The 12,853-nt window shown below is 59.3% G+C and carries 11 protein-coding genes; 4 read left to right on the top strand and 7 right to left on the bottom strand.

All coding sequences use genetic code 11. From position 1 onward, the window contains the following. Window positions 1-29 precede the first annotated feature (29 nt). On the bottom strand, window positions 30-2,483 hold the full coding sequence (locus B9A24_RS16760) for a DUF349 domain-containing protein (RefSeq protein ID WP_084447170.1): 2,454 nt from the start codon (window positions 2,481-2,483) through the stop codon (window positions 30-32). Window positions 2,484-2,536: 53 nt separating this feature from the next. Beyond that, window positions 2,537-3,094, bottom strand: a complete 558-nt coding sequence (locus tag B9A24_RS16755; RefSeq protein WP_084447169.1) for a YqgE/AlgH family protein — start codon at window positions 3,092-3,094, stop codon at window positions 2,537-2,539. A gap of 280 nt (window positions 3,095-3,374) precedes the next feature. On the opposite strand from B9A24_RS16755, the gene B9A24_RS16750 reads away from it, so the two are divergent. The 4 genes from B9A24_RS16750 (at window position 3,375) to B9A24_RS16735 (ending at window position 7,931) form a co-directional block, all read left to right on the top strand. Beyond that, window positions 3,375-5,258 (top strand): DUF6311 domain-containing protein, encoded by a 1,884-nt coding sequence (locus B9A24_RS16750; protein ID WP_084447168.1) that lies wholly within the window; start codon window positions 3,375-3,377, stop codon window positions 5,256-5,258. A 21-nt stretch (window positions 5,259-5,279) separates the two neighbouring features. Next, complete coding sequence (pdxH, locus tag B9A24_RS16745) at window positions 5,280-5,930, top strand: pyridoxamine 5'-phosphate oxidase (protein WP_084447167.1); 651 nt, start codon at window positions 5,280-5,282, stop codon at window positions 5,928-5,930. 112 nt (window positions 5,931-6,042) lie between these two features. Next, window positions 6,043-7,353, top strand: a complete 1,311-nt coding sequence (locus B9A24_RS16740; protein WP_084447314.1) for a DUF1015 domain-containing protein — start codon at window positions 6,043-6,045, stop codon at window positions 7,351-7,353. Continuing rightward, a complete protein-coding gene (locus B9A24_RS16735) occupies window positions 7,344-7,931 on the top strand; it encodes a Maf family nucleotide pyrophosphatase (protein WP_084447166.1) in 588 nt (195 codons plus the stop codon). The genes B9A24_RS16740 and B9A24_RS16735 overlap by 10 nt, the downstream gene beginning before the upstream one ends. A gap of 19 nt (window positions 7,932-7,950) precedes the next feature. On the opposite strand, the gene B9A24_RS16730 is transcribed toward B9A24_RS16735, so the two are convergent. The 5 genes from B9A24_RS16730 to B9A24_RS16710 form a co-directional block, all read right to left on the bottom strand. Beyond that, entirely contained in the window at window positions 7,951-8,583 is a 633-nt protein-coding gene (locus B9A24_RS16730; RefSeq protein WP_084447165.1) for a flavin reductase family protein, read from the bottom strand. A 395-nt stretch (window positions 8,584-8,978) separates the two neighbouring features. Beyond that, a complete protein-coding gene (locus B9A24_RS16725) occupies window positions 8,979-9,407 on the bottom strand; it encodes an EamA family transporter (protein ID WP_084447164.1) in 429 nt (142 codons plus the stop codon). Window positions 9,408-9,417: 10 nt separating this feature from the next. Further along, window positions 9,418-9,813, bottom strand: a complete 396-nt coding sequence (locus B9A24_RS16720; protein WP_084447163.1) for a DUF4259 domain-containing protein — start codon at window positions 9,811-9,813, stop codon at window positions 9,418-9,420. Between the two features lie 232 nt (window positions 9,814-10,045). Beyond that, window positions 10,046-11,035, bottom strand: a complete 990-nt coding sequence (locus B9A24_RS16715; protein WP_234997400.1) for an NAD(P)H-dependent glycerol-3-phosphate dehydrogenase — start codon at window positions 11,033-11,035, stop codon at window positions 10,046-10,048. Window positions 11,036-11,226: 191 nt separating this feature from the next. After that, a complete protein-coding gene (locus B9A24_RS16710) occupies window positions 11,227-12,639 on the bottom strand; it encodes an efflux RND transporter periplasmic adaptor subunit (protein WP_084447161.1) in 1,413 nt (470 codons plus the stop codon). Window positions 12,640-12,853: the final 214 nt, after the last annotated feature.

Below are 12,853 nucleotides of genomic sequence, written 5' to 3'. Positions count from 1 at the left end.
AAACTAGTGTCTCACGTCCATTTTGCCAACTATGAGCGCACAATTTTTAATTGTTTCTTCAACGCATCGATGCGGACTTTGGCTTCGTCGATGCGGCCCTGGTACTCCTCGCGGAGCTGGTTAGCATTTTTGGAACGCGCAAAGAACTCAAGGTTAGTCTGTAACGTGGCAATGTCGTTTTCCAACTCGTTGATGTCGCGCCGCAGGCCCTGCTCCTTTTTGTAGAGTGCCTGCTGGGCGTCGGGGCCGGACTTGAGGCGTTCGACCTGCAGCTGAAACAGCAGCTCGCCGCGGTCGGCGTAGGCAAGGTTAGGCACCATATCGAGGTATTTGCCCATCAGGGTCTGAAATTTCTCCTCCGCCCGTGGGCCTCCGGCGGCCCCCGAAGCCCGCCACTCGGTTATCTGCTGGCGGAAACCTTCCAGCGTGCCCGGATTGTCGGCGGAGAGAGCCGCTACAGCATCGGCTACGCGGTCGAGGTGGGCGGCTTGCTCCTGCGATACCAGCTGCGCTTTGACTTCCCGCTGCTTGACTTCCTGGTTTTTACGGTCGAAGAAAGCATCGCAAGCGGTGCGGAAGCGGTTCCAGACCTTATCCGACTGCTTTTCGGGCACGCGGCCAATCAGCTTCCACTCCTTTTGCAGGCGGATCACGATTTCGCGCCCTTCTTCCCAATTAGAATTCTCCAGCGCCGCCTCGGCCTGGTCGCATAGGTCCAGCTTGCGCTTCAGGTTCTGGCCTTTCTCTTCGTCGAGGGCCTTGAAAAACTGGTTTTTGCGCTGAAAAAAGCCCTTATATGCCCCCCAGAACTGCTTATTGAGCTGGTCAGCTTTGTCGCGGGGTACGAGGCCGGCGGCATCCCATTCTTCCTTCAACTTTTGCAGCTCATCGGTTTTGCCGCGCCACTCATTCACGCGCTCCGTCTGGAAGTCGCCGAAAGACCTGATTTGCTCTAGCAAAGCCGTTTTGCGGGTCAGGTTGGCATTTTCTTCCGTCGAGCGCGTATCCAGGAAGTTCTTCTTACGGTCGTGCACCTGCTCCGAAGCTTGCAAAAAGCGCTGCCAGATGGCGTCGCGCTGCTCATTGGGCACTGGGCCAATGTGCTTCCACTCCTCGTGGAGCTGACGCAGCTCCTGCAAGGCCTTATTAATGCTGGGCTGCTCACTGAGAGCTTCGGCCCGGCGCAGCAGCGCCTCCTTCGCCTCCAGGTTGCGGCGGCGGTCCAGCTCCTTCATCTCGAAGAACAGGCCGCGGTTATTATAGTAAATATCCAGCAGGGCGTGGTAGCTATTCCACAGCTCTTGGGCATCCTTCTGGGGAACCGGACCCGTGGACTTCCAGTCGTTCTGCAGCGTTTTGATGCGCGCTGAGCTGTCCTTTGTTTCCGCCGACTCCACCAGCAGCCGCAGCTGGGCGAGCAACTCCTGCTTGTGCGTGAAGTTCTTGGCGCGCTGCTCATCCTCGGCGCGGGCATCGCGGGCGCGGCTTTCGCGGAATTCCTGCATGGCCTTCACTAGCTCGGCGTGGCCGGCCGGACCGTGGTTGGTTGCTTCCGCATCAGGTGCCGCCGCCGCTCCCGTCCGCTGACGATCAGCGGCAACAGCGGTTTCGTGCTGCCGGTATAAATCAGTGATCTGCTTGCGGTTGCGCTGAGCATCGGGGCGGCGCACCATATTTAGCAGGAATGACGCCTGCGCCGCTAAATCGAGCTGGCCGAAATCGGGGCCGTGGGTTTCGGCTACCAGTTCCTCTTCGTCCTCGCCTTCGTGCGCGGCGGCGGCTTCGGCGGCTACCGCCGCTGAAGCAGTGGCTGAGGTCGGCAACGAGGCTACTACGTCGGGGGCATTTTCCAAGTCTTCAGCGGAGTGAAGCGCGATAGTAGGCGCAGCGGGGACCATCGGCTCATCCGTAGCTGTATCAGTCGGTTGGCCCGTCAGGGCTTCCGGCTCGGGGGTGACAGAGTCCTGCTGGGGGGCATTTGGGGTGGATGATACCGCCTCGGCAGCCTCATCTACCGGGCCGGCTGGCATAGCCTCCGGCTCGGGCGTAACGGAGGCCGGAGCCGCGGCATTCGTCGCCGTTTCCACTCCCGGATTCTGCTGACCATAGTGGGCTTCGGCCCGAGCCAGGGGCTCAGATATTGTTTCCCGTGCGGGGGCTTCGGCGGCCGTAGACGCCTGGTCGGGCGCTACCACAGCAGCCGGCGACTCAGCCGTACCGGCACCCTGGGGGGCATTTTCGAGGGGTGGGGTACCTTGCGCGGGGCGCTCCGTAATTTCGTCGGTGGTAGTGGAGGGCGCAGCCGCCGTGGTTTCGGCGGGCACGTTAGCGGCTGGGGCGGGCGCTTCGGTGGGCGGCAGTGGCTGAGCCGCCGGGTCTTCTTTGGCACGAATCTCGGCCAGGCGGCGCTCCAGAATGTTCATCGGCGACTCCGATGCTTCGTCGGAGTGTAGGGGGTCGGTGGTGTGGTTGTCAGGTAGCATAGTACAAGGAAAAAAGGCCGGTGCCGAAAAAATATGGGCGCGGCAGTGGGGGGCTAATTCAGGCGTGGGTCGGTGGGATAGTTAGATAAAACCCGATACCGACCACCCTTTTCGCGCAGAATAGACTGCCAGAAGGCATCAGTAGCCAAAGTAAAGACTTTCTCGGCAGCATTGGGGTGCACGATCCAAACATTTTCGCGCACTTCCTCCGCCAGTTGGGCAGCGGTCCAGCCCGAATAGCCCGCATACAGGCGCACCTCCTCCTCCCCGATTTCGCCACTGAGCAGTAACCCCAGCAGCACGTCGAAGTCGCCGCCCCAGTACACTTGCTGGCCCAGCGGAATAGCTCCCGGCACATCGGGGCGGCGGTGCAGGTAATGGAGCGTATCGGGCTGCACGGGACCTCCCAGCCCCAGCGGCAGCTGGGCGGCGGGCAGCACATCGCCGCCGGGCAGCTCCAGCACATCACCTAAGAGCAGATTGGTGGCCCGGTTGAGTACCAGGCCAAAGGTGCCTTCCTCATTGGTATGACGGCACAGCAAGACTACGCTGCGCTCAAAATTGGGGTCGCCCAGGAAGGGCTGCGATATTAATAGGCTTCCAGCTTTCATAGGTCAAGCATTTTTTAGCACACGTTAATTTAATCGGCCTAACCTTATGGACCACTACACTCAACCTTGCGCAGCCATTCGGTGGCCGGAACCAATCATGGGAGCTACGTTAATCTTACGTCGGGAGAATAGGCTTAGGTTCCCGAGGCTAACGCGGCTGCGCAAGGCAACCCACGCCAGTGGGGGCACTAGAACGGTGCGTTAGCAGATAAATGGTGAAAGAGCCCCAATTATTTTCTGAATAATTTGCGCCCCTTATTAAGTATGTATCTCCCCGCTAATGCCCCCCCAATCTGCTTCGCCCCTTGCGCGCGCCCACTCATTTGATCCCTGGTTCGTAGGCAGCGTTTTTATTCAAATAGTGCTGTTGTTGGTAGTATTTCGCAAGCTCGTTTTTAATCCCGGTGATTACCTGATTGTTACGCACTACGACGGAATAAAAAGCTATTTTTCCATCGCCTCCTTTCTGCGTCAGCCGCTAAGTAGTGGCATGCTGGTAATGGGTCATAACTACCCATTCGGCGAGTACATGTACTACACCGACTGTACGCCCGTGCTGACCCAAAGCCTGCATGTGCTCGTGCGGGCAATTCCGGCGCTGGAGCCCTACGGTCTGTATCTATATGACTTATTCATTCTGGGGGGCTTGGCGCTCAGCACGTTGCTGCTCTACCGCATCCTGCGCCCGTTGGGGTTACCGGTTCGGCTGGTGCTACTGCTGAGCGTGACGCTGCCCTGGCTGGGACCACAAACGCTACGCCTGCGCGTGGGCCACACCAGTTTGTCGTACACCCCGGCCATTCTATTCACTATCTGGGTGTTGCAGCGGCTATACTACGCCTGGATGCAGGACCGGCCGGTGCGAAAGTGGTTTGCCTTGTTGCTGGGGGGCCTTATTGTGACCTCCTATTTTCATTTTTACTACCTGGGCATTCTGGGAGTCCTGGGCGGATTTTTCTTTTTGTTTTGGGTAGTGGAGAATGCCCTGGCCGGCAAGCCCTGGTTTCGGCTGGCACTGTATGGCGGCCTTACCCTGGGCGCGGCGCTGCTTATTACGGCCGGCTCGTTGATGGTGCTGGACGGCCGTTACTATGAGCGGCCCTTATCCAGCAATGGATATGACTTTATTAACTGGAAATTCCAATTCGGAGCTTTTTTCCGGGGTTATTCCTTCAACCAGCTGCGGTTTCCGCTGGAGCGCACGGCCGATATTCCGTATGAGTCGGCGGCTTACCTCGGCGGCTTTGTGCTGTATGGGCTGCTGGTTACGCTGGGGCTGGCTGCGCTGCGGCGCCTGCCTGCGGTGCAGCTTACGGCGGATAATCATGGCCGGTTTCTGCGGCTATTGTTGCTGGCCAGCATCCCGATGGCCTTTATCGCGCTGGGCGAAACCTATGAGTTGGACAATGGTGCTTACGTATTCAATAACTACCTGAACCCCTTTTTCTGGCTGCATAAGCTCACCGACCGGGTTACGCAGTTTCGGGCGCTGGGGCGGTTTATCTGGCCTTTCTGGTGGGCCTTCGTGCTGGGCTTCAGCTATTATGTAGCGCGCTGGTGGCGGCAGCCCGTTCTGCGCTGGGTGCTGGTGGCCCTCTCCCTGCTGCTGGTGCTCGATGCCCGCGATGCCATGCGCTTCTACCGCACTAATACGCAGTTTCCTAATTTTCTCACGGCCGACGCGCCCACGCTGCCCATGCAGCAGCTTACCGGCTGGCTCAACCTCAAAAACTACCAGGCTATTCTGCCCCTTCCCTACTTTCACTCCGGCTCGGAGGAGGAAGGCTATCGGTTCACCATTGACCCCGACGAGGTGCAAAGCAATAACACCTACCAGCTTTCCATGGTTACAGGGTTGCCTTTAATGTCGAATAAGACCGCCCGCCTTCCCGCCTATCAGGCCCAGATGCTGTATTCAGTAGTCAGCCCCGGCGGACCTGACCCGGACGTGCTGGCCCGCATGGATAGCCGTCCGGTACTCGTATTTCTGGACAGCGCTTACTACAATGGTCAGAACAACTTTTACCGGGAAACGCTGGCCACCAAGCCCGAAAAGCTGGCCATCTTCGAACGCAGTGACGATTTTATCCGCGAGCAAAATTTACAGCTGTTGCATCGCCAGGGTACGTGGTCACTTTATGCCTGGTATCCCAAGGGCCGTTAATGCATTTTAAAACCCTAACCAATGACTGACCAGCAACTGGCCGACCTGCGCAAGACCTACGCCCAGCGCACCCTCACCGAAGCCGACGTGCAGCCCGACGCCGTACGCCAGTTCCGCGCCTGGCTCGATGAGGCCCTGGCCGCCCACCTCGACGAGCCCACGGCCATGACCCTGGCCACCGTGGGCACCGACGGCCAGCCCACCACGCGCGTGGTGCTGCTCAAGGGCCTGCCCGACGACGCGGGCTTTCTGTTTTACACCAACTATGACAGCCGCAAGGGCCACGAACTGGCCGACCATCCGCAGGCGGCGCTCAACTTTTTCTGGCCCGGCCTGGAGCGCCAGGTGCGCGTGGAAGGGCGCGTGGAAAAAGCCCCCCAGACGCTCTCAGACCAGTATTTTCAGAGCCGGCCCCGGGCTAGTCAGGTGGGAGCCTGGGCCTCGCCGCAAAGTCAGGTAATCGGGAGCCGGGAGGAGCTGGAACAGCGGGAGCAGGAAATAGAGCAGCGCTTCGCCAATGAAAACCCGTTGCCGCGCCCGCCGCATTGGGGGGGCTACCTTCTGCACCCGCAGCGCATAGAGTTCTGGCAGGGCCGCCCCAGCCGCCTCCACGACCGCATCGTGTACGAGCGAGTGGGCAATGAGTGGCAGCGCAGCCGCTTGGCGCCTTAATCAGTTGACAATTAACATTTAACAGTCTGTCCTTTCCTACACAACGGAGAGTTCGGGCAGTTGAAAAGTGTTAATTGTTAACTAATAATTGTTAAATGATAATTGGTTTTCCGTGGCTGAAATTCAACCCGTGCGCGGCTGGCGCTACAACCCGCAGCTAAGCGAGCACATTGACGAGTATGTGTCGCCCCTGTTTGATGTGGTCTCGACGAAGCAGCGCGAGGCGCTGTATCGCAACCCGCTGAACAGCATTCATTTGTCGGTGCCGCTGGGCGTGGATGCCGTGGGTGAGGCGAAGCTGCGCCTGGCCGACTGGCAGGCCCAGGGCGTGCTGCGCCAGGATGAGCTGCCGGGTATTTATGCCTACTACCAATACTTCCGGCTGCCCGGCAGCAGTCAGGAATACTGCCGCAAGGGCTTCATGTGCCACATCCGGGCCTATGATTGGAGTGATGAGGTAGTGCTGCGCCACGAAAACACCCTGCCCGCGTCCGTGAATGACCGCGCCGAGTTGCTGGCCCGCACCGAGTTTCAGACCAGCGCCACCCACGGCCTCTTCCGCGACGCGGATTTTGAGCTGGAGCGCTACCTCGACGAGGCCATGCTCGACCCGCTCTACCAGACCGAGGAAGATTACCAGGGTGCCCGCGACGTGCTGGCCGTGATTCAGGACGCGGCCGTGATTCGGCGGTTTCAGGAAGTGCTGGCCGCCCGGCAGGTGATTCTGGCCGATGGCCACCACCGCTACGAAGGCTCGCTGGCCTACCGGCAAGCCCGGCTGGCCGCCAACCCGCGGGCCACAGGCCGGGAGCCGTGGAATTATCACCTGATGTACCTCACCAACTCCGCCGCCAACGACCTGCGCATTCTGCCCACCCACCGCCTGCTGCTGGATATGCCCCCCGGCCTGAGCGACGCGGAGCTGCTGACGCGCCTGGAAGCGTATTTTACTATTCTGCCCAAAGACGATGCATATGATCTGCCCGAAATCATTGCCGGCAAGCCGTGGGCGTTTGGTTTATATCTGGGGGGCAATTCCTACAAGATCCGGCTGCGGCCGGAGGTGCATTCGCAGCTCGATTGGGATACTACCCCGGAGGTGAAAGCCCTGGACCTGACCGTATTGCACTACTTCGTGCTGGAGCGCGTGCTGGGCATCGCGGGGCCGGACGCCCAGCGCTCCTGGCCGGGCGTGGCCTACGTGCGCAGCTTCACCGAGTGCCTCACCCGCGTCGACCGCGGCGAGGCCCGCGCCGCCTTCATCACCAACGAGGTGACTATGGCCGAGGTAGAGCGCGTGTGCCACAGCGGGGCCGTGATGCCCCCTAAATCCACTTTCTTCTACCCCAAAACCATCGGTGGCTTCCTGTTTACTTCCATTCACGAAGCAGAGGCCGCGCACCCGTTTCAGGTATGTCCGTAGTCACCAAACTCGTGCTGGCGTCCAACTCCCCCCGCCGCCGCCAGCTGCTCACCGACCTGGGCCTGAAGTATGAAATTCGCCTGCGCGAAGTAGAAGAAACTTACCCTGCTCACCTGCGCCGCGCCGAAGTAGCCGAGTATTTGGCCGCCCACAAAGCCGCCGCCTACGCCCCCGATTTAGCTCCCCACGAGGTGGTACTCACCGCCGACACCATCGTGTGCCTGGAGGATGACGTGCTGAACAAGCCCGCCGACGCGGCAGAGGCCACCCGGATGCTCACCCGCCTGCAAGGCCGCGCCCACGACGTGTTCACTGGTGTTTGCCTGCTCCGCGGCGACGGGCACCGCACCGTCTTCTCCGACCAGACCCGCGTTCATTTCCGTGCCCTCTCCCCCGCCGAAATCGAGTTTTACGTGCGCAATTTCAGTCCCCTGGACAAAGCTGGCGCTTACGGCGCCCAGGACTGGGTGGGCATGGTAGGCGTGACCCGCCTGGAAGGCTCCTACTTCAACGTGATGGGCCTGCCCGTGCATCGGGTGTGGGAGGAACTGGCGAAATTGAGGTTAGTAGCCGTGTAATTCTACTGAATAGCCGCGCCTACTTTGACTGCGGTCCCTCGCCTACCCGCGCGTAGGCGTAGGCTCCGATTTGCTGGGCCGTATGGTACGTATCCAGACCGGAAATACACACGCCGCCGCCGGCGTTGAGGTTGAGGGAGCCATCGGCGGCCAGCACGTCGGCGGGCAGGTAGATTGCCTCAATTTTTCCCACCAGCAGGGTCGTGCCAGTAGCCTTCACGGGGATTTCCTCCACCAGCCGCAGACCTATCTTTATCCGGCTTTCGCGGACGTAGGGCGCAGGAAATCCATCGAGAAATTCGGCCCCCAGCCCACAGGCTTCAAACTCAGACTCATCCTCCGGAAAAGGCGCCGACGTGTAGTGGGCGGCGGCCGTAAAGCTCTCGTGAACGTGGTTAATCGTGTAGCAGCCACTGGCGCTGATGTTGTCGTAGGTGTGGCGCGCCACGCTGGTCGGGCGCGTGAAAATGCCCACGTACGGCGGATTGGAGCCCAGATGCACCACCGAGCTGTAGATGGCCAGGTTGGTGCGGCCCGCGGCATCGGCCGAGCCGATGAGGTTGGCGGGCTTGTAGCCGGTAATGGAGTTGATCAGATTGAGCCGGAAAATCTTTTCCATGGCCTCAATATCCGGGGCTTGTATGCGCTTCATGGGGTAAAAGTTGAGCAGGGTAAACGTCCGCGGTTTGGCCGCCTGATGTAATGGTTGATGACCTCAAAAAAAGCGGGCGGCTTTACAACCGCTGAAAGCCGCATTCAGCTTTATTACTATTCAAATTGTCTAAAAAGTCAGTCATGCTGGGGGCGGGAATAATCTTTATTACTCCGTCTGTCATCCCTGATCTGGCGTACCGAAGGCAGGACCTTTTCATTGTAGAACGGCAAGCATATCAACAATTCGTTCTTTGGTGAGAAGGTCCTGCCTTCGGTACGCCAGATCAGGGATGACAACGACTTTGAACAAGTGCTGAGCAACGTACGCTGTCGAGATGCTTCGACAGGCGGACGCCAGATAGAGCATGACGTTCTGGGTTTTCAGCTGTATTCTTAATGCCCCCTGGCCAGCAGGGCTACGCCGGCCACAATCAGCCCCACGCCCAGCACCTGCCCCGGCGTAATCTGCTCGCGGAGCACCAGCCAGCCCAACACGGCGGCCACGGCCACCGAGCCCCCCACGATAATGGGCGTACCTACCGAGGCCGGTGCTCCTTTGGTAAATACATAAAACGTCAGGATTTCGGCCACACCCACGCTCAGGCCGGCCAGGCAAGAGTACAGTACCCCGGTTTGGGAAACGCTTACTACCTGCCGCGTCGACTTGATATACAGCAGCAACATGCCCCCCACGGCGGCCGCCACCAGTTGCAGCAGCACCGCGCCGGCTACCTGGTGAATGCTGCCCGAAGCCAGCTTAATGAAGAAGTTGTAGAACCCCAGACAAAAGGCCGTGATGACAGCCAGCAACAGCCAGTTCATGATACTGGCCTTAGGTCAGGCGGTGTAATAAGTCCTGCTGGGTGTGCTGCCAGTCGGCGGCGGCTTCATTCTTAGACCACAGCTGCTGTAGCTCCGAGTTGTTGGTAACGGCCTGTACTGCCTGCTGAGCCAGCTCGCGCAAATCGGCGCTTTCGCTGGCGTCCAGCTTCACAATCACGGGAATCAGATCGGCGGGGAAATCGCGGGAGGGCTTGCCCAGAATGGCCGCCACGATTTCGGCCGCGGCCAGTGCTTCGCTGGCCGCTTCAGCTTCGATGGTCTCTTCCTCCTCAGCCACCGCTACTAGGGCTTCTAATAAGGTGACTTCACTATGATTATCGCGAAAGTCGGCGGCGAAGTCGGCCGCCGCGTCGTTGTCGAAGTTGTAGTAGCCCCAGGTTCCCATATGCGTTACTGTTTGGTTAGTTTATCGGTTGAAAGCTTTACTTCCTAAACAACAGAATGGTTATTCCAGGCAGCTTCATCCCAGCTATCAAGGAATCACCTGATAGCCGCAGCGCGGCGACAGAAATGCCCGAACATTCTGTTGCCGCGCTGCGGCTTCACTCGCCCAGATGAGCTAAATTCTACAAACCTGTCGCCGCGCTGCGGCTATGCTACTATCTGGTTCGCTTCGCCTACTTAAACTTCTCCTTCAGAATCTCCAGCTCCACGGCCGGCGAAATCTTCTCATACAGCACATGGTAGGCCGCATTGGTAATGGGCATACTCACCTTCAGCTTTTTATTCAGTTCGTAAATACTCTTGACGGCGTAGTAGCCCTCGGCTACCATGTTCATCTCCATCTGCGCCGACTTCACGGAGTAGCCGCGGCCCACCATGTTGCCGAAGGTGCGGTTACGGGAGAACTGAGAGTACGCTGTTACGAGCAAGTCGCCGAGGTAGGCGCTGGCGCTGAGGTCGCGCTGGTTGGGGCTGAGCGCGTAGAGAAAGCGGCGGATTTCCTGCACGGCATTACTGACCAGCACCGCCTGAAAATTGTCGCCGTAGCCCAGGCCGTGGGCAATGCCGCAGGTCAAAGCGATGATGTTTTTCATGACGGCGCAATACTCGATGCCATCGAGGTCGACGGCGGGATGCGCTTTCACGTATCGGTTGCGCAGCAGCTGGCAGAAGTCCTCGGCCAGCACCAGATCGGGCGAGCCGATAGTGAGGTAGCTTTGCTTTTCCAGGGCCACTTCCTCGGCGTGGCAGGGGCCAGCCACTACGCCCAGTTGCTCTCCACCAAGCCGGAAACGCTCGGCCACATAGTCGGTCACGAGCACGTTTTTGCCCGGTATCATACCTTTAATGGCCGAGATAACGCGCTTGTCGCGCAGGGCGTCGCGGTCGAGCTTGTCGAGGGCAGCCTGCACGAAGGCGGCGGGCACGGCCAGCACCAGCCAGTCGGCGTCGGCCACGACGTCCTTCAGGTCGGCGGTGGGAGACACGCGACTCAGGTCGAAGGCCACCGACGAGAGGTAGCGCGGGTTGTGGCGGGTGCGCAGCAGGTGCTGCACGTCGTCTTTCGAGCGGAGCCACCAGCCCACCTGGGCCCCGTTTTCAGAAAGTATTTTTGTTAAAGCCGTGGCCCAGGAGCCGCCGCCAATCATGGCTATTTTTTCCACCAAACAAACTTGTAGGAAGGCCGCCGAGCGCCTTCACCTGTTGAACGCCCCACCCGGCTTCGGGCCGCAACGCAGTAGCCTGGGGGGCAAAATCTTCTCGCAAGGCCGAGTTTAGCCAAAAAAAATGAGAGGCCGGGGCAAAAAAGCCCCCCGGCCTCTCATTCGCTCGTATTACGGCCCCTTCAAGACGCTTATTTAGCATCCGCTACTTCCTCTTTCAGGGCCGCCTTGTTGATGCTTTTGGCATCCTTCACCACGACTACCGCCCCGTCTTTCAGCTTCTTATGCACCGTGGCGTAAGGCCCGCTGGCTACCTCGTCGCCGGCTTTCAGGCCGCTGAGGATTTCAATATTGGTAATGTCGCTGATGCCGGTTTTGACGGGCACCATCACGGCCTTGCCGTCGCGAATTACGAATACCACTTCCTGCGCATCAGCTGGCTTGGCCGGAGTATTTTCTTCCGCTTGCCCCCCCCCGCCACGACCTACGCGCATAGTAGGCCCTTTAGCTTTTTTGGGGCTGGCAGCAACGGCGGTGCTGTCGGTTTTGGTGGTCACGGCGTTGAGCGGTACGCTGAGCACATTGTTTTTACGATCCGTAATAATATCGACCGAGGCCGTCATGCCGGGCCGGAACGGCACGATGGTGCGGCCTCCCACCTTGCGCACCAGGTGCTGGTACGACTCGGGCAACAGGCGGATGCGGACCTCAAACTCAGTTACGGCTTCAGCCGTGAGGGCGTCTTTGGCCGTGTTGGCCACGCTGGTCACGAGGCCCCGGAATTTCTGGTCCTTGTTGGCGTACGAGTCCACGTCCACGTTCACCGAGTCGCCCAGGTTCACGTCGATAATCTGGTTTTCATTCACGTTCACCCGCACCTCCATAGAGTTGAGGTCGGCGATACGCATGATTTCGGTGCCGGCCATCTGCGAGGTTCCTACCACCCGCTCGCCGCGCTCCACGTTCAGCTTGCTTACGGTGCCGCTTACCGGGGCGTAAATCGTGGTTTTGTCGAGGTTGCGGCGGGCTTCATCCAAAGAAGCCTGGGCGCTGGCCACACCCGACTGCGCCCCGCGAATGCCCTGGCGGGCGCTGTTTATTTCTTCCTGACTGGCGTCGTAGGCGGCTTTGCTGGCTTCGTAGTCGGCCTGAGAAATTACTTTCTGCTTATAAAGCGACGCATTCCGACGATAAGCCAGCTCGGTTTGCTTGGCGTTAGCGATTAGCTGCTGCAAACGCGCCTGCGTCTGGCCCACGTTGGCGCGCTGGGTGTTTACCGTCGCCGACTGCATGTTTACCATGGCCTGGTAGTTATCGGGCCGAATACGCAGCAGCAGCTGGCCCTTTTTCACGGAGTCGCCCTCGGCCACGTACAGCTCCGTGATTTCGCCGGACACGTCGGGCGAAATTTTCACTTCCGTTTCCGGCTGCACTTTGCCGGAGGCGCTTACCTGTTCTACGATAGTCGCTGGTCCGGCTTTGGCCGTCATGACTTCCGTACCCGCCGGCTGGCCGATGATGCCCTGCTTTTTGAGCACCAGATACCCGGCTATCATCAACACCAGTACCCCCAGCAGAATGTATAGTAAGCGGTTGTTTTTCATGTTTGAAAAGAGATCCAGCGAAGGAGAAATGAGAGGTAAGCGGAAGCAAAAGTAAAGAAGAAGCGGACACCTGCTGATACAGTACATGCAACCCCAAGCTCCCGTCTGGGAAATCGTTGCCGTCGTTGTTATGGATCAGCGAAAAAGCCCCCCGGCGCGAGTAGCTTAACGAGACGCGAGCTAAAAGCTAGTTCCGCCTGCCAGCGACGGCAAC

The organism is Hymenobacter roseosalivarius DSM 11622, assembly GCF_900176135.1.
GTDB classification, from domain to species: domain Bacteria; phylum Bacteroidota; class Bacteroidia; order Cytophagales; family Hymenobacteraceae; genus Hymenobacter; species Hymenobacter roseosalivarius.
This window is presented reverse-complemented; position numbering and strand designations above follow the sequence as displayed.

Excerpts from the sequence above, each read along its gene's own strand:
- B9A24_RS16760 (WP_084447170.1), bottom strand. The coding sequence starts at position 2,483 with ATGCTACCTGACAACCACACCACCGACCCCCTACACTCCGACGAAGCA.
- B9A24_RS16755 (WP_084447169.1), bottom strand. The coding sequence starts at position 3,094 with ATGAAAGCTGGAAGCCTATTAATATCGCAGCCCTTCCTGGGCGACCCC.
- B9A24_RS16750 (WP_084447168.1), top strand. The coding sequence starts at position 3,375 with ATGCCCCCCCAATCTGCTTCGCCCCTTGCGCGCGCCCACTCATTTGAT.
- pdxH (WP_084447167.1), top strand. The coding sequence starts at position 5,280 with ATGACTGACCAGCAACTGGCCGACCTGCGCAAGACCTACGCCCAGCGC.
- B9A24_RS16735 (WP_084447166.1), top strand. The coding sequence starts at position 7,344 with ATGTCCGTAGTCACCAAACTCGTGCTGGCGTCCAACTCCCCCCGCCGC.
- B9A24_RS16730 (WP_084447165.1), bottom strand. The coding sequence starts at position 8,583 with ATGAAGCGCATACAAGCCCCGGATATTGAGGCCATGGAAAAGATTTTC.
- B9A24_RS16725 (WP_084447164.1), bottom strand. The coding sequence starts at position 9,407 with ATGAACTGGCTGTTGCTGGCTGTCATCACGGCCTTTTGTCTGGGGTTC.
- B9A24_RS16720 (WP_084447163.1), bottom strand. The coding sequence starts at position 9,813 with ATGGGAACCTGGGGCTACTACAACTTCGACAACGACGCGGCGGCCGAC.
- B9A24_RS16710 (WP_084447161.1), bottom strand. The coding sequence starts at position 12,639 with ATGAAAAACAACCGCTTACTATACATTCTGCTGGGGGTACTGGTGTTG.